Origin of the sequence: Streptomyces durbertensis (assembly GCF_014156695.1) — a bacterium.
In the GTDB taxonomy this organism is placed as follows: domain Bacteria; phylum Actinomycetota; class Actinomycetes; order Streptomycetales; family Streptomycetaceae; genus Streptomyces; species Streptomyces durbertensis.
In genome coordinates this window covers 1-16,286 of the sequence record NZ_WMLF01000076.1, presented here as the reverse complement: position 1 = coordinate 16,286, position 16,286 = coordinate 1, and the positions used below count along the sequence as shown (strand labels likewise).

At 72.5% G+C, this 16,286-nt stretch carries 12 protein-coding genes and 1 pseudogene; 4 read left to right on the top strand and 9 right to left on the bottom strand.

Annotated features, from left to right (window positions below; genetic code table 11):
• The 6 genes from GL263_RS07835 to GL263_RS07810 all read right to left on the bottom strand — a co-directional run.
• Positions 1–867 (bottom strand): cytochrome c biogenesis CcdA family protein (locus GL263_RS07835; RefSeq protein ID WP_182854865.1); only part of this gene is annotated, 867 nt, incomplete at its 3' end.
• Entirely contained in the window at positions 864–1,610 is a 747-nt protein-coding gene (locus GL263_RS07830) for a DsbA family protein (RefSeq protein ID WP_182854862.1), read from the bottom strand. The genes GL263_RS07830 and GL263_RS07835, both read right to left, overlap by 4 nt.
• A 126-nt stretch (positions 1,611–1,736) precedes the next feature.
• A complete protein-coding gene (locus tag GL263_RS07825; RefSeq protein WP_182854861.1) occupies positions 1,737–2,153 on the bottom strand; it encodes a hypothetical protein in 417 nt (138 codons plus the stop codon).
• Between the two features lie 137 nt (positions 2,154–2,290).
• Entirely contained in the window at positions 2,291–2,500 is a 210-nt protein-coding gene (locus tag GL263_RS07820; protein WP_182854860.1) for a DUF397 domain-containing protein, read from the bottom strand.
• 266 nt (positions 2,501–2,766) lie between these two features.
• Complete coding sequence (locus GL263_RS07815) at positions 2,767–3,633, bottom strand: helix-turn-helix domain-containing protein (protein WP_182854859.1); 867 nt, start codon at positions 3,631–3,633, stop codon at positions 2,767–2,769.
• A gap of 224 nt (positions 3,634–3,857) precedes the next feature.
• A complete protein-coding gene (locus tag GL263_RS07810; protein ID WP_182854858.1) occupies positions 3,858–4,616 on the bottom strand; it encodes a GOLPH3/VPS74 family protein in 759 nt (252 codons plus the stop codon).
• Positions 4,617–4,825: 209 nt separating this feature from the next.
• Between GL263_RS07810 and GL263_RS07805 the strand changes: the two genes are divergently transcribed.
• From GL263_RS07805 to GL263_RS07790, 4 genes are all read left to right on the top strand, one after another.
• A complete protein-coding gene (locus tag GL263_RS07805) occupies positions 4,826–7,009 on the top strand; it encodes a D-alanyl-D-alanine carboxypeptidase (protein ID WP_323379292.1) in 2,184 nt (727 codons plus the stop codon).
• A 117-nt stretch (positions 7,010–7,126) separates the two neighbouring features.
• Positions 7,127–9,706, top strand: a complete 2,580-nt coding sequence (locus tag GL263_RS07800) for a bifunctional FO biosynthesis protein CofGH (protein ID WP_182854857.1) — start codon at positions 7,127–7,129, stop codon at positions 9,704–9,706.
• Positions 9,707–10,035: 329 nt separating this feature from the next.
• A complete protein-coding gene (locus tag GL263_RS07795) occupies positions 10,036–11,607 on the top strand; it encodes an ABC transporter substrate-binding protein (protein ID WP_323379291.1) in 1,572 nt (523 codons plus the stop codon).
• Between the two features lie 221 nt (positions 11,608–11,828).
• Complete coding sequence (locus GL263_RS07790; protein WP_182854856.1) at positions 11,829–13,250, top strand: D-alanyl-D-alanine carboxypeptidase family protein; 1,422 nt, start codon at positions 11,829–11,831, stop codon at positions 13,248–13,250.
• On the opposite strand, the gene GL263_RS07785 is transcribed toward GL263_RS07790, so the two are convergent.
• The 3 genes and pseudogenes from GL263_RS07785 to trpS form a co-directional block, all read right to left on the bottom strand.
• The gene (locus tag GL263_RS07785; RefSeq protein WP_182854855.1) at positions 13,138–14,229 is read right to left on the bottom strand and encodes a YihY/virulence factor BrkB family protein; all 1,092 of its coding nucleotides are present in this window, start codon (positions 14,227–14,229) and stop codon (positions 13,138–13,140) included. The two genes, GL263_RS07790 and GL263_RS07785, sit on opposite strands and share 113 nt — an antisense overlap.
• Positions 14,230–14,483: 254 nt before the next feature.
• Positions 14,484–15,074 (bottom strand): annotated as a pseudogene (locus tag GL263_RS07780) (2'-5' RNA ligase family protein); the annotation flags it as partial.
• A gap of 124 nt (positions 15,075–15,198) precedes the next feature.
• Positions 15,199–16,212, bottom strand: a complete 1,014-nt coding sequence (gene trpS, locus GL263_RS07775; protein WP_182854854.1) for a tryptophan--tRNA ligase — start codon at positions 16,210–16,212, stop codon at positions 15,199–15,201.
• Between the last annotated feature and the right edge of the window lie 74 nt (positions 16,213–16,286).

Below are 16,286 nucleotides of genomic sequence, written 5' to 3'. Positions count from 1 at the left end.
CTCCCCGACTTCTGCCGCGGACCCCGCCGCCGGCTCCTCGGCGACCGTCCCGCTCCCCCGCCGCAGCCGCCACAGCAGGACGCCCGCCACCAGCAGTGTGAGCGGAACCAGCAGCGCGACGTCCGCGACACCGTCACCCAGCGTGAGCGCCCACTGCTCCAGGCGTGCCTCCCGGTCCACCCCGAGCGGCGAGGCCAACGAGGCCGTGCCCCCTGTTGTCAGGAAGATGCCGCCGACCGCGACGAAGAGCACACCGGACAGCAGCGACGTCGTGTGCAGCCGCAGCCGACCCAGCCGGAACTCCCGCCCGCGCAGCACCCGCCGCCGCCCCAGCTCGAACCGCTCCCACAGCAGCGCGAGGACAAACAGCGGCGCCGCCATGCCGAACGCGTAGACGGCCAGCAGCACCCCGCCGTACGCCGGCGAGCCGTGCACCGCCGAGATCATCAGGATGCCGCCCAGGATCGGCCCCGCGCAGAAGCCCGCCAGCCCGTACACCGCGCCCAGCAACGCCACCGACAGGAGGGACGACGGGCGCAGCCGGGCGGCCGCCTCGGCCATCCGCCGCGAACCGAAACCGAACCCGAGGATCTGCGCCAGCCCGAACGCGACCACCGCCCAGCCGCCCACCGCGACCAGCGTCTCCCGGTGCCGGGTGAACAGGCTCCCCGCCAGCGAACCGGCCACCCCGAGCGGCACCAGCGTCACACACAGCCCCGCCCAGAACGCCGCCGTCCGCGCCAGCAGCCTGCCCGGGGTGGCGAACGCGTAGGCGAAGAACGCGGGGAGCAGCAGCGCGCTGCACGGACTGAGCAGCGCCAGCAGACCGCCCAACAGGGCCGTCAGATAGCCGACCTCGGCCATCAGCGGGCCGCCTCGGCCCGCGCCCTGGCCTGCTCGATCGCCTTGCCGAAGTACTCGGCGGACTGGGCACCCAGCACGGGCGTGCCGTTGATCAGGAACGCCGGCGTGCTGGAGACGCCGAGCGCCTGGCCCTCGTTGCGGTCGGCGCTGACGGCGGCGGTGGCGTCCGGGCCGGTCATGTCGTCGCGGAACGCGGCCAGGTCCTTCACGCCGGCCTGCTCGGCCATCTCCTCGAGCTTGCGCTGGGCGAAGGCGCCGGAGTTCTTCGGCCGCTCCTCGGCGAACACGACGTCGTGGAACTCCCAGAACCGGCCCTGCTGGCCGGCCGCGTAGGAGGCCCTGGCCACCCGGTCGGAGTCCGCGCCGAAGATCGGGAACTGCCGCCACTCGATGCGCAGCACGCCCGTGTCGACGTACTTCTCCACCAGCTCCGGCTTGGTCTCCCGGGCGAATCTGCCGCAGTAGGGGCACTGGAAGTCCGAGTACTCGATCATCACCACCGGGGCGTCCGGCCGGCCGAGCGCGAACGGGTCGTCCTTCTCGCGCCGCGCGAGCGCCAACAGGTCGGCGTCGGGCTGGCGTTCGTCACCGGCGGACGTGCCGCCGCGGGCCTCCGCCGAAGGCCGCGCGTCGGGACGGCCGAACGCGGAGACGGACGCCAGGACGGCGGCGGCGGCCAGCACCACCACAAGCAGGACGGCCGTCAGCTTCTGCGGCCCGGTGGCCTTGGCGGGCTTCTTCGACATGGGAACTCCAGAGGGCCGGCGCGCACGGCGGCCGGCGGGAAGGGATCGGGTACGGACGACGGTGGAGGGCGACGACAACAGGGGACATCACGCCGGCGCGGAACGACGGCGGGACCCACCGGAGCCCTAGATCCGCAGGACCGAGAGTTCGAGGAGTTCGACGGGGACACCGGGGCGCTGGGAGGCGAGGGTGTCGGGAGCCGTGCCGCAGCGGAGGTCGGCCGGCTCGGCGGCAGCGGCGGTCACCGGGGTGCCCAGCGGCTCCGGGCGGTGGGTCGGCGCGAGCAGCGGGCGCGGTGTGTCGTCCCAGCCCGAGCACCGGTGCGGGCCGTCACCGGGCCGTTCGGCCGAGGACCGCGGCTCGGTCGTGCGCGGCGACTCGACCGAGGGAGCCGCCACCGTCCGGCCGGTCGAGACCGACCGGCCGGGCGCCGCCGGGTCCGCGGCCGCCGGCGCGGGCTGCGCGCCGAGCAGCAACAGCAGCAGCGCGCACAGGGCCAGGAGCCTGTGCGCGCTGCTGCCGCCACCGCGCCGGAACGTCATGCGGGTCAGGATACGCATCCCGGCCCGCCGGACCGGGCAGCACCGAGCCCCCTCGGCCAAGACGGCGGGTCGGTCGAGAGGGCTCTGTGCGCGGCCGGGCGTTCCGTCGGCCGGCGGCCGTAATCGGGGACGTGCGGTCAGTCGCGGACGAGGACACCGCTGTCGACCGCACCGACAAACGCGGTCCAGGCGGACGGTTCAAAACCGATGGCGGGACCGGTCGGGTTCTTGGAGTCCCGCACCGCGACGGCGGTGAGGGTGGGGGCCTTGACCTCCACGCAGGCGCCGTTGCCGCCCGAGTAGGAGGACTTCACCCAGTTGTCGGTCTTGCCCTGCTGAATCGCCATGTTGTGCTCCGGTCTTCCTCAGCGCTGCCGCGCGGACTTGTCGGGAGGTGCCAGCGATCTGACTGGCACACAATCGACGCTACTGGCCGGCGCGGCGGCCCGCGCGGGTCGTTCACTCGACCGGATGGCATATTCCATCGGGCTCTTCCCAACAGGCTTGCCCCCGTGTACCTTTCCGCGCCCGCACGCCCGATCGATGCCGGTCAGGCGGCTCGCGGCGGTCTCCGGGACCAGCGGCTCGACCCGGCGGTCTCCGGGACCGCGGCTCAGCCGGTCTCCCGCGCGTAGTCCTTGGCCACCTTCACGATGAAGTCCCGGCTCTGCTCCGGATTGAGCGCCTGCGCCCGCAGATGCTCGTACATCACGGTGTAGTTCTGCACGTCGCCGGCCTTCTCCAGGTAGAGGTCGCTGGTGACGCCCTCCAGGTAGACCACCGTGGAGTCCGCCGTGTCCGGGAACTCCAGCACCGCGTACTGCCCGTTCACGCCGGGGTGCGCGCCCAGCTCGAACGGCATGACCTGCACGGTCACGTGCGGCAGTTGGGACAGCTCCAGCAGGTGCTCCAACTGCGCGATCATCGTCTGCCGGCCGCCCACCACCCGTCGCAGCGCGGCCTCGTCCAGCACCGCCCACAGCCGCAGCGGCTTCTCCGGCGAGGAGATGCGCTGCTGGCGGCGCATCCTGACCCGTACCCGCTTCTCCCACTCCTCGGGCGACGCCTCGGGCAGTGCGCCGGCGATGACCGCCTCCGCGTAGTCCTGCGTCTGGAGCAGCCCCGGCACGATCTGCGGCTCGTAGATCCGCAGCGACGCCGCGTCGGTCTCCAGACCGATGTAGACGCTGTACGGGATGTCGCCGAACGCGTGCCACCAGCCCTGCTGGCGGGACTCCTTCGCCATCTGCATCAGCGAGTCCACGACCCTCGGGTCCGACACCTCGTAGACCCCGCACAGATCGCGCACGTCCCGCTGGCTGATGCTGCGGCGGCCGTTCTCCAACCGGCTGATCTTGGACTGGGAGACCAGCAGGCGCTCGGCGACCTCCTCGGCCGTCATGCCCTTCTCCTCGCGGAGCCTGCGCAGCTCCATGCCCAGCCGGCGCCTTCTTACGGTGGGGTTGACATGTGACGCCACGGAGCGCACACCTCCACTGCTGTGAGTTGATTACCGTTCAGCAGAGTGCCACCAACGGCGCGCGGTCGTCCCGGCTTTGCCGGAAAGCCGCCACCGAGCGTGCGCGGACACGAGCACGGGGTGGCGGCGGGCCGGCGCCGTCCTGCGCCGACCCGCCACCACCCCTCTCGCGGCTCCCGGAGGTCCGGTGCCGCCCGCCGGGCACACCCGGCGGAACGGTTGCCTCAGCGGGCTCCGGCCTTGGCCATGCCGCCGTGCCGGTAGGCCGGGCCCGCCACCGGGCGGGCGGGCGTCGCGGTCGCGGCCGCCGCCCTGGGCGCGGCGACCCGTCCACCGGCCGCGGCGCGCCTGGGCTGCGCCGCCACGCCGTTCTGCACGTCCATCACCGCGTGGGCGACCAGGCCGCCCATCGGGTCGTGCCTGATGAGGTCCCGCAGCCGCGAGCGGCAGCTGCGCCCCTCGTTGCCCGGGTACAGGTGCTTGCCGAGACCGACCGCGTGGGCCAGCGCGGCGAGCGCCGCGGTCCGCGGGTCCGGCGGTACACCGGTGCGGATCGCCGAATCGAGCCGGGCCCTGATCTCCCGGCTCACCGCCGTGTCCGTCGCCTGGTAGCGAGTCGTCGGCAGAACCCCGCACATCTGGCCGTTCACGGCATGGACCATGCCGCAGCGCTCCAGGTGTGACAGGTACGTCTGACGGAGCCCAAGCCTGGGCCCGCCTATCCAGTGGACCGCGCGCACCGGGCTGCCGCGCCTGCGCAGCAGTTCGAGCGCGGAGTCCAAGGTCGGATCTCCGGTCGGCCGTGGCAGCACCACGGCTATGCGATCCCCGTCAGGGGCTATCCGTCCCGCAAGGGCCAGCTCCACTAGCTGGGCCCCGGCGAGACCGAGGTCGAGCGACTGCGGCTGCGCCGTGGTACCCGTTGCCGGGTCCAGGGCGAGCAACAGAAGCTCCTCCGGAATTGTTCTGCGGCTCCTGCCCATCCATGCCTCCCCGCGTGGATGAATGACAGGGTGACCCCTCTCACATTGTTCTGTCGAGAGTGCCTGGGCGAAATGTATGGAACCGTCGGGTATGTCGTTACCGTCTGGCAACTCGGGAGCCCTTCGGGGGCTCTCGGCACCTGCCCAGGGGCGCGGTGCGAGGACACTGTTAACTGACATCGGGTACGGCAGCACAAACAGGAGGCACGGTGGCGGGCGAGTCCCCCGAGAGGTCGGAGCAGCAGCGGTCGTCGGGGGAGACGACACCGGACGAGGTGACGGTTCCCGAGGAGCGAGCCGAGGCGACGGCCCCCGACCCCCGCATGGCGTTCAGCGGCGCCCGGACGCCGTCCGGCGGGGCCTCCGGCCCCCCGGGGGACACCGAGGCCCCCGAGGAGCCCGAGGACCGCATAGCGGCGGCCCCCGCGGCGGAGGAGACCTCCGAGGAGACCCCCGAGGAGAAGGGCCCGGAGGAGAAGGCGCCCGAGAGCAAGCCCGCCGACGACTCGCCGACGAAGGACAAGCGGACCTCGGACGAGCCGGAGGCGGACGAGCCCGCCGACACGGCGGACGAGGACCCCGCACGGGAGCGCGACGTGGCGGCGGCGGACGAGCCCGAGGCGGAGACACCCGCGGTGCCGGACAAGCCGGAGGCGGAGGAGAGCAGCGACCGGACGACCGTGCTCCGCACGGACGTCGTGCGCGCCCGCGCCGACAAGCCCGAGGCTGAGGACTCCGCCGACGCACCCGACACCGCGACGCCCGCCGACGCCAAGCCCGGCGAGTCCGACGAGGCCGACGCGGAGCCCGCCGACGCGAAGCCCGCCACCAAGCCGTCCGACGACAAGCCGTCCGACGACAAGCCCGCCGCCACCAAGCCATCCGACGACGAGCCCTCCTCCGACAAGGACGACAAGGCCGACGAACAGCCGTCCGTCGCCGCCGAGGACGAGGCGGAGGCCGTGCGCACCCAGGCGCTCCGCAGCGAGTTCGTCCCGCTGCGCTCCTCCGACGATCCGCCGTCGGCGCCCGCCGCGCGCCCCACGCCGCCTCCGCCGGGGCCGCCCGTGCCGGAGGCCGACGCCACCCGGCAGCAGCCGCTGCCGCCGGTGCCGGGCCAGCGGGCGATCGACCTGCTCGCGGAGCTGACGAACAAGCCGGCGCCGCCGGAGACCCCGCTCCGCACACTGGTTCGCCGGGTGAAGATCTGGACGCCGCTGGTCCTCCTGCTGGTGCTGGTCTTCGTCTCGGTGCAGTTGCTGCGTCCGCTGCCGGCGCCCGCGCTGGAGCTGACGGCCTCCCCGACCCACGTCTTCGACGGCGGCAAGCCGGCCATCGCCTGGCCGGATTCGGGGCAGGCGGCGCTCGGGGTGGAGGGGCTGGGCTCGTTCGGCACGTCCGGCGAGCAGAAGCCCGTGCCGATCGCCAGTGTCGCGAAGACGATGACGGCCTACCTCCTGCTGCGCGACCACCCGATGAAGGAGGGTGAGGACGGCAAGAAGATCCCGGTCGACAAGAAGGCCGAGGACGACGCGGGGCTGAGCGCCCAGGGCGAGTCGACCGTCGACGTGAAGGAGGGCGAGACCCTCACCCAGCGGGAGGCGCTGAACGCGATCATGATCGCCTCGGCGAACAACGTGGCGCGCCTGGTGGCCCGTTGGGACTCGGGCTCGGAGGAGAAGTTCGTCGAGAAGATGAACGCCACCGCCGACGAGCTGGGCATGAAGAACACGACGTACACCGACCCGAGCGGGCTGCTCAAGGAGACGGTGAGCACCGCCGAGGACCAGGTGAAGCTCGGTCGCGCCGCGATGAAGCTGCCGGCGTTCCGGGAGTCCGTCCGCCTGCCGTCCTACGTCGACCGCAACGGCAAGAAGCAGGACAACTGGAACCGCCTCGTCCCGCTGTTCGGGACGATCGGCATCAAGACCGGCACCACCACGGCCGCCGGCGGCAACCTGCTCTTCGCCGCCGAGAAGGAGATCGGCGGCACCAAGCAGTTGATCATCGGCGCGGTGCTCTCCCAGCACCGGCCGCCGATCATCGACTCGGTGCTGGCGGCCGCCAAGGAGCTGATCCTCTCCGCGCAGGAGGCGTTGGAGTCGGAGACCGTGATCAAGAAGGGCACGGTCGTCGGCGTCGTCGACGACGGGCTCGGCGGCCGGACCGACGTCGTGGTGACCGAGGACGTGGAAGCCGTCGGCTGGTCGGGGCTGAAGGTGCGGCTCGCACTGTCCGAGGGCCGCGACGGTGTGCCCGGCGAGGCACCGAAGGGCACGAAGGTCGGCACCCTCACCGTGGGCGCCGGGCAGGGCCAGGTGAAGGTTCCGGTCGCGCTGGACGGCGAGTTGGTCGAACCGGGCTCCGGCGCGCGGCTGGCCCGGGTGGGCTGACCCGCCGAGGCCCGGCGACCTCCGCGGAGGAGCCCGGCACCCCCTGATCGGCACGGCGCCGGTCGGACCCGCCCCGGTCCGACCGGCGCTGTCACGTGCGCCGCGTACGCTCGACGGATGACCTCACACGCGCAGGTACCCACGGCCAACGCGATGCGTCGCGCGCTGCGCCGGGCCGCCGACGGCGTCACGTTGGACACGGCCGAGGCGGCGGTGCTGCTCCAGGCCCGGGGGGACGATCTGACCCGGCTGTCGGCCGTGGCGGCCCGACTGCGGGACGCGGGACTGCGGGAGGTGGGCCGCCCGGGCGTGCTCACCTACTCCCGCAAGGTGTTCGTCCCGCTCACCCGGTTGTGCCGGGACCGCTGCCACTACTGCACCTTCGTGACCGTGCCCGGCAAGCTGCGCCGCGCCGGGCACGGCATGTACCTCTCCCCCGACGAGGTGCTGGACATCGCCCGCCGGGGCGCGGAACTCGGCTGCAAGGAGGCGCTGTTCACGCTCGGCGACCGGCCCGAGGACCGCTGGCCCGAGGCGCGGGAGTGGCTGGACGCGCACGGCTACGACAGCACCCTGGCCTACGTGCGGGCGATGGCGATCCGGGTGCTGGAGGAGACGGGCCTGCTACCGCACCTCAACCCGGGTGTGCTCAGCTGGGCGGAGCTCCAGCGGCTGCGCCCGGTGGCGCCCTCGATGGGCATGATGCTGGAGACGACCGCGACCCGGCTGTGGTCGGAGCCGGGCGGTCCGCACCACGGCTCGCCGGACAAGGAGCCGGCCGTGCGGCTGCGCGCGCTGGAGGACGCGGGCCGCTCCAACGTGCCGTTCACCACGGGGGTGTTGATCGGTATCGGGGAGAGCTACGAGGAGCGCGCGGAGTCGCTGCTGGCGATCCGGCGCGTGCAGCGCCTGTACCAGGGGGTGCAGGAGGTGATCGTCCAGAACTTCCGGGCCAAGCCGGACACGGCGATGCGGCGGATGCCGGACGCCGAGGCGGCGGAGCTGGCGGCGGCGGTCGCGGTGGCGCGGATCGTGCTGGGACCCTCGACCCGGGTTCAGGCGCCGCCGAACCTGGTGGACGAGGAGTACGCGTTGCTGATCAACGCCGGGATCGACGACTGGGGCGGGATCTCCCCCCTCACCCCGGACCACGTCAACCCCGAACGGCCGTGGCCGGCCATCGACGAACTCGCCGCCCGCACCGCCGACTCCGGCTTCGAGCTGCGCGAACGGCTCACGATCTACCCGGAGTTCCTGGCGCGCGGCGAGGCGTGGCTCGATCCGCGCCTGCTGCCCCACGTGCGGGCGCTCGCCGATCCGGACACCGGGCTGGCGCGGCAGGACGCACGTCCGGCAGGGCTGCCGTGGCAGGAACCGGACGAGGTGTTCACCGGCCGGGGCCGCACCGACCTGCACCGCGCCGTCGACACCGAGGGCCGCACCGACGACCGGCGCGGCGACTTCGACTCGGTGTACGGCGACTGGTCGGCGCTGCGGGAGCGGGCGGCGCCCGGTATGGCCCCCGACCGGCTGGACGGCGACGTGCGGGAGGCGCTGTCGCAGGCCGCCGACGACCCGGAACGACTCACCGACGAGCAGGCGTTGTCGCTGCTGCACGCGGACGGGCCGGCGCTGGACGCGCTGTGCCGGATCGCCGACGAGCTGCGCCGCGACGTGGTCGGCGACGAGGTGACCTACATCGTCACCAGGAACATCAACTTCACCAACGTCTGCTACACCGGCTGCCGCTTCTGCGCGTTCGCGCAGCGCCGCACGGACGCCGACGCGTACACACTCTCGCTCTCCCAGGTCGCCGACCGGGCCGAACAGGCGTGGCAGGTCGGCGCGGTGGAGGTGTGCATGCAGGGCGGCATCCACCCGGACCTGCCGGGCACCGCCTACTTCGACATCGCGCGGGCGGTCAAGGAGCGGGTGCCCGGCATGCACGTGCACGCCTTCTCCCCGATGGAGGTCGTCAACGGGGCCTCCCGGACGGGCCTTTCGATCCCGGAGTGGCTGGCGGCCGCGAAGGAGGCCGGCCTCGACTCGATACCGGGCACGGCCGCCGAGATCCTCGACGACGAGGTGCGCTGGGTGCTGACGAAGGGGAAGCTGCCGACGGCCACCTGGATCGAGGTGGTCACGGCCGCGCACCGGCTGGGCCTGCGCTCCAGTTCCACGATGATGTACGGCCACGTCGACCAGCCCCGGCACTGGCTGGGCCATCTGCGCACGCTGGCCCGGGTGCAGCAGGAGACCGGCGGCTTCACGGAGTTCGTGACGCTGCCGTTCGTCCACACGAACGCGCCGGTGTACCTGGCCGGTATCGCCCGCCCCGGGCCGACGCACCGCGACAACCGGGCGGTCACCGCCATGGCCAGACTGCTGCTGCACCCGCACCTCACCAACATCCAGACGAGCTGGGTGAAGCTCGGCGCGGAGGGCGCGGCGGAGATGCTGCGTTCGGGCGCCAACGACCTCGGCGGCACGCTGATGGAGGAGACCATCTCCCGGATGGCCGGGTCCTCCTACGGTTCGCACCGCAGCATCCGGGAGTTGGAGGCGATCGCCGAGGCGGCCGGGCGGCCCGCGCGGGCCCGCACGACCACGTACGGACCGGTTCCGGACGAGCGGCGGGAGACGGCGCTGGCGCACGACGGCCGGCTGCCCGAGCTGCTGCCACTCGCCGACGACTGAGGAACGACGACCGAGGGACGGTTTTCGGCCATCAGCAGAAGGGATCTGATGACCGAACACCACCCCCGAACCCTCACCCGGCGTCCGGATACCGGACGTCGACATCCGGCTTCCGACCGTCGACCTACCGCACGGTAGTCGCCGCTGAGCTGGGCATATCCACTCACAGCCTGCCCCACCCGCCACTTTCACAGCTTCGCGTCACACAACCCCCTTTAGTCACAACGTGATTAAGCGGTGCCGGACCCCTGCCCACCGGCGCCGCCCTGTGCTTTGCTAACCGGCGTTCACGTCGACCACATGGCATCGACCGACCAAGGAGCGGGAACGTGCGGGGGAAGGTGCGCGGGCGCGTCCCGTGGATCGTGGCGCTGTGCCTGGTACTGGTCGCCGCCGGCTTCGGCGGCTGGCGGCTGCTCGGCGGCGGGGGCGACGACAATCAGCCGATCGTCGTCGGCTCGACCAGTCGCCCGACGGCGCTCGATCCGGCCGGCGCGTACAACGCCGGCTCCTGGGCCCTGTTCGCCAACGTCTACCAGGGCCTGCTCACCTTCGAGCCCGGCTCCCCCGACCCGGTCCCGGACGCCGCCGAGAGCTGCGAGTTCGCGAGCGCCGCCCTGACCACCTACCGCTGCACGCTGCGGGAGGGGCTGCGGTTCAGCAGCGGTCGCGAGGTGACCGCCGACGACGTACGCCACTCGATCGAGCGAACGGTCCGGATCAAGGACCCGCAGGGCCCGGCGAAGCTCTTCGACACCCTGAAGTCGATCAGCACCGAGGGGCGGACCGTCAGCTTCCTGCTGAAGACGGCGGACGCGACCTTCCCGCTCAAGCTGGCCGGCAGCGCCGGCGCCCTCGTGGACAGCACCGCCTACCCCGCCGACGGCCTGCGCGCGGACGACGACCGGGTGGTCGGGTCCGGCCCCTTCCTGCTGGCCGAGTACCGCTCCGAGCGGCTGGCCCGGCTGGTCCCCAACCCCGACTACCGGGGCGCCCAGCGGCGGCCCGCGTCGCCCGTGACGGTCCGCTACTACCCCAACGGCGCCGCGCTGGCGCAGGCGTGGGACCGCCGGGAGATCGAGGTCAACGACGGGCAGATGCCGCCGGAGGTACTGGCCGGGCTGAACCCGTCGGACAAGGACCTGGAGCTGACCGAGCAGTCGGGGACGGACATCCGGATGGTCGTCTTCAACACCCGGAAGAACTCCGCGGTCGCCGACGCCCCGGTACGGCGGGCGATCGCCGCCGTCATCGACCGCCAGCAGATCAGCCGCCAGGTGCACCACAAGACCGTCGAGCCGCTGTACTCCCTCATCCCGCAGGGCATGACCGGGCACGGCACGCCGTTCTTCGACCGCTACCAGCAGCCCGGCAGGCAGCAGGCCCAACGGCTGCTCGACGAGGCGGGGGTGCCGACGCCCGTCTCCTTCCGGCTCGCCTACGACCTCGGGGGCAGCACCGCCACGCTGGAGGCGGAGGCGATCAAGCAGCAACTGGAGGCGACGGGGCTCTTCCGGGTGAAAACCGAGGGCTTCGAGTGGACGGAGTTCCTGAAGGGGTTCTCGGAGGGCGCGTACGACGCGTACAGCGTCGGCTGGGTGCCGGACTTCCCCGACCCTGACACCTACACCGGCGCCCTGGTCGGCACCGGCAACGCCCTGCACAACAAGTACAGCAGCACCCGGGTGGACCAGCTCATCAGGCAGACGCAGCGCAGCCAGGACCGGGGGCGGGTGATGACGGAGTTCCGCCGCATCCACGACCTGGTCGCCCGGGACGTGCCGGTCATCCCGCTGTGGCAGAAGAAGGACTACGTGCTGAGCACCCCGGACATCGCGGGGACCCAGTACCTGTCGGACAACAGCGGCATCTGGCGGCTGTGGGAGCTGGAACGGCTGTGAGCACGCCGGAGGAGGGGAATCCGGACAAAACACCGTGCGGTTTCGGACGAGTCGCGGAAAACACGCCGACGGGACGGAACCCGATCGGCTGACGACACGTCCATTCAGCCGAGGGCGTTACCCGGTTGGCGCCCGTGCTTCACCCTCGGGGGCTCCGCCGGGTCCCCGTCCGTCCCTCCACGCTGTAACTTCTCACCGTGCCCCAGATTCGTCATACCGTCATGAGATCCGTCTTCTCCACGACGGTCGTCACAGCGCTGGCCGTGCCGGCGCTGCTTGTCGGTGCCCTGCCCGCGCACGCGGACGACGCCGTCCCGCCCCGAGAGATGTCGATAGTGGGCGGCGAACGGCTCGGCAAGCCGGGCACACAGGTCAGCCTCCAGCCCGGCGCGCCCAAGCTGCCCAAGGGCGTCACCGCCCGCTCCTGGGTGGTGGCGGACGCGGAGACCGGCGAGATCCTGGCGGCGCACAACGCCCACTGGCGACTCGCCCCCGCCTCCACGCTCAAGATGCTCTTCGCCGAGATCCTGCTGCCGAAGTACGAGAAGGACTTCGAGTACACCGTGCAGCCGGAGGACCTGGCCGGCATGGGCGCGGGAAGCAGCGCGGTCGGCATCAAGGAGGACCACAGCTACACGGTCCACGACCTGTGGAACGGCGTCTTCCTCCGCTCCGGCAACGACGCGGTGCACGTGCTCGCCGCCATCAACGGCGGCATGGCCAAGACGGCCCGGGAGATGAACGACCGCGCCCGGGAGCTGGGCGCCGAGGACACCCACGTCGTCAGCCCCGACGGCTACGACGCCGACGGGCAGACGTCCTCCGCCTACGACCTCACCCTGATCGCCCGCGCCGGCATGCAGAACCCGGACTTCCGGGCCTACGCGGCGACGGTCAGCGCGAAGTTCCCCGGCGGCTTCGACAAGAAGGGCAAGCGGGAGCGCTTCGCGATCGAGACCACCAACCGGCTGATGCGCGGCGACTACGCGGGGGACCGCCTCGCCCCCTACAAGGGGCTGGCCGGCATCAAGAACGGCTTCACGAGCAACGCCGGCTACACCTTCACCGGCATCGCCCAGCGCGGCGACCGCAAGCTCCTGGTCACCGTGATGCACCCGGACCGGGACCGCGAGGACAGCCACCGCAACGACGTCTACAAGCAGACCGCCAAGCTCTTCGACTGGGGTTTCGCCGCCGCCGAGAAGGTGCGGCCGGTCGGCGAGCTGGTGCCGCCGGTCTCCGAGCGGGAACGCCTCGAAGGCGGCGAGGAGGGCAAGGCGGGCGGCACGCCCGGCACCGCCATCGGCGGCGAGCAGGTCGCCGCCGGACGGCCCTCCGGCACGGACGGCGTCGGCACCCCGCTCGCGCTGACCGGCGCCAGCCTGGCGCTGCTCGCCGTGCTCGGCTACGTCGTCCACCGCCGCTGGCCGCAGCCGGCGGGCGTCAGCCGCCCGCCCCGGACCCCGGCGGCGGCCCCGAAGGACCCGACCGGCCCAAAGGCCCCGACGGACCCGACCAGCCCGAAGGCCTCTACGGCCCCGCCGGCCCCGAAGGCCCCCGCGGGTGCGAGCCGGACCGGGGCTCGGAGTCCGTCCCCGGCCCCGGCGGCGCGTCGCCGCCTCCGCCTGCCGTGGGGTCGCTGAGCGGCGAGCCGCCGACCGTCGAGACGGCCCGTCCCACGAGGGGCGGGCCGTTCCCGTCCGCCGGCCTCCCCGTCTCCTCTGCTGCCGCCGCCGGATCGGCCGCGTCCCGTGCGTCCTCCGAGGAGTCGGCGACCGCCTCGGCCGTCGCCGTCCACGCCGTGCAGAACAGCAGCAGGCGGGCCATCAGGCTGATCCAGATCAGCAGCGCGATCGGGATGCCGAACGCCCCGTACATGCTCTTCGCCGCGACTCCGCGCAGGTAGCCGCCGAGCAGCAGCTTCAGCACCTCGAAGCCGATCGCGCCCATCACCGCGGCCTCCAGCACGGCCCGGCGCGGCGGCCGTACGCCCGGCACCCGGGTGAGCAGGTAGAGCAGCAGCAGGCCGCTCACGAGCACCGCGCCGAGCACCGGCGCGATCCGCAGCAGCCAGGCCACCGGGCCGGACTCGTCCACGCCCAGCTGGTCGACCGTCCAGTCGACGGAGCCCACCGCGAAGCTGGAGCCGGCGATCGACAGCAGGCCGACCAGCCCGAGGCCGACCAGTATCCCGAAGTCCTTGACCTTGCCGAGCAGGAAGTGGACGTCCTCCTCGGGCAGCCGCCACACCTCGCGCAGGCACTCGCGCAGCGACCTGGTCCAGCCGAGCCCGGTGAGCAGCAGCAGGAGCGCGGCGACCGTACCGACCGTGCCCGCGTTGTCGACCAGGCCCTGGATGTCCACCTCGTCGGAGATGCCGGGCACCTGGTCGGCCAGGAACTCCTCCAGCCGGGCCATCCGGTCCTCGTTGAGCGTGGCCGCGCCGATGGCGGCGCCCAGCGCCAGCATGGGGAAGAGCGCGAGGAAGCTGATGAAGGTGATCGCGGCGGCCAGCCTGGTCCAGTGCGTCTCGTCGAGGCGTTCGTAGGCGCGCCACAGGTGCGTGCGCATCAGCCGGACGACCAGCGGGCCGATGACGGGAAGCCGGGTCAACCACTCCATGCGTGCGTTTGTACCCGGTGGCGCGCGATCTACGGCGTCACGACAGGCCGGGCGGGCGCGGCGGTGCCGCCCTGGGCCGGTACCGCGCCGCCCTGGGCAGGTACCGCGCCGCGCGGCGCGGCGGGCTCGGCACGCTGCGGCACGGCCTCGGCACGCGGCGCCGGCGGGCTCGGCCGGCGCTTCGGGCGGTCGGCGGCGCTCGACCGGTCCGCCCGCTCGACGGTCGACGGCCGGGCGGTGTCGGGCCGCCCGACCGGGTCGCCCGAGGGTGCTTCCGAGGTGCGCGGAGCGTGGTCGCCGGCGGTCGGCCCGGCGTCCGCGGCGTCGTTGAAGGGGTACTCGCGCTGGAGCCGCCAGACGCCGTCGGCGCCCTGCTCGTAGAGGGCGAAGCCGGTCGCCGTCCAGGCCGCCTCGAAGTCGGCGAGCTCGGTGTACGCCTTGTCGAGCAGTTCCTCGGCGATGCCGTGGGCGACCGTGACGTGCGGGTGGTAGGGGAAGCTCAGCTCCCGGTTCAGCGGGCCGTCGCTGACCCGCACCTGCTCCTGGAGCCAGCCGCAGGCCGCGCCGCCCTCCACGACCTGCACGAAGACCACCGGGGACAGCGGCCGGAAGGTGTCCGTGCCGGAGAGCCGCATCGGGAAGGACCTGCTGGACGCGGCGACGGCCGCCAGGTGCGCCTCGATGCGCTCCCGGGAGGCGGTGGGCACCTCGGTCGGCGGCAGCAGCGTGACATGGGTGGGGATGCCGTGCGCCGCGGTGTCGCCGAAGCCCACGCGCCGCTCCTGGAGCAGGCTGCCGTACGGCTCCGGGACGGCGATCGACACGCCGAGCGTCACGGTCTCCACGGTGTCTCCTTCCTCGTCCCGTTCCGGCCCTGCCGCAAGTGTCCGTGATCCCGGCGCCGGCGGAGCGGTGGCGGGGCTGTGATTCACACGACCCCGCCGGTCCCGTCCCGGGCCCGCCCGGACCTCAGTGCTTGGCCGGCAGGAACCCCACCTTGTCGTACACCTCGGCGAGGGTCTCGGCGGCGACCGCGCGTGCCTTCTCCGCACCCTTGGCCAGGATGGCGTCCAGCGTCTCGGGGTCGCCCATGTACTCCTCGGTGCGGGTACGGAAGGGCGTCACCCAGTCGGTCACCACCTCGGCCAGCTCGGTCTTGAGCGCACCATAGCCCTTGCCGGCGTACGCCTGCTCCAGCTCGGCGACACTCCTACCGGTAAGAGTGGAGTAGATGCCGAGCAGGTTGCTGACGCCCGGCTTGGCCTCCGGGTCGTAGCGGACCACGGTGTCGGTGTCGGTGACCGCGCTGCGAACCTTCTTCGCGGTCTTCTTCGGCTCGTCGAGCAGCCAGATGATGCCCTTGGGGGAGGACGCGGACTTGCTCATCTTCACCGCCGGATCCTGAAGGTCGTAGATCTTCGCCGTCTCCTTCAGGATGTACGGCGCCGGCACGGTGAACGTCTCACCGAAACGGCCGTTGAACCGGGCGGCGACGTCCCGGGTCAGCTCGATGTGCTGCCGCTGGTCCTCGCCGACCGGGACCTGGTCGGCGTGGTAGAGCAGGATGTCGGCGATCTGGAGGATCGGGTAGGTGAACAGGCCGACGGTGGTGCCCTCGGCGCCCTGCTTGGCGGACTTGTCCTTGAACTGCGTCATCCGGGACGCCTCACCGAAGCCGGTGAAGCAGTTCATCACCCAGGCGAGCTGCGCGTGCTCGGGCACGTGGCTCTGGACGAACAGGGTGCAGCGCTCCGGGTCGAGCCCGGCCGCCAGCAGCTGGGCCGCCGCGAGCCGGCTGGACCGGCGGAGCTCCTCCGGGTCCTGCGGGACCGTGATCGCGTGCAGGTCGACGACCATGTAGAAGGCGTCGTGGGTCTCCTGCAACGACACCCACTGGCGTACCGCGCCCAGGTAGTTGCCCAGGTGGAACGAGCCCGCCGTGGGTTGGATACCGGACAGCACGCGAGGACGATCGATAGCCATGCGGGCCATTCTCGCATCAGCTCCGCTCCGGCCCGCGCCGCCGGCACACCGGGGTGCCGCGGGCGGGTCGGGGG

What these genes read in the sequence shown, in the direction of transcription:
- GL263_RS07825 (WP_182854861.1), bottom strand. Translation starts at nt 2,153, where the DNA reads ATGACGTTCCGGCGCGGTGGCGGCAGCAGCGCGCACAGGCTCCTGGCC.
- GL263_RS07830 (WP_182854862.1), bottom strand. Translation starts at nt 1,610, where the DNA reads ATGTCGAAGAAGCCCGCCAAGGCCACCGGGCCGCAGAAGCTGACGGCC.
- GL263_RS07790 (WP_182854856.1), top strand. Translation starts at nt 11,829, where the DNA reads ATGAGATCCGTCTTCTCCACGACGGTCGTCACAGCGCTGGCCGTGCCG.
- trpS (WP_182854854.1), bottom strand. Translation starts at nt 16,212, where the DNA reads ATGGCTATCGATCGTCCTCGCGTGCTGTCCGGTATCCAACCCACGGCG.
- GL263_RS07820 (WP_182854860.1), bottom strand. Translation starts at nt 2,500, where the DNA reads ATGGCGATTCAGCAGGGCAAGACCGACAACTGGGTGAAGTCCTCCTAC.
- GL263_RS07785 (WP_182854855.1), bottom strand. Translation starts at nt 14,229, where the DNA reads ATGGAGTGGTTGACCCGGCTTCCCGTCATCGGCCCGCTGGTCGTCCGG.
- GL263_RS07810 (WP_182854858.1), bottom strand. Translation starts at nt 4,616, where the DNA reads ATGGGCAGGAGCCGCAGAACAATTCCGGAGGAGCTTCTGTTGCTCGCC.
- GL263_RS07800 (WP_182854857.1), top strand. Translation starts at nt 7,127, where the DNA reads ATGACCTCACACGCGCAGGTACCCACGGCCAACGCGATGCGTCGCGCG.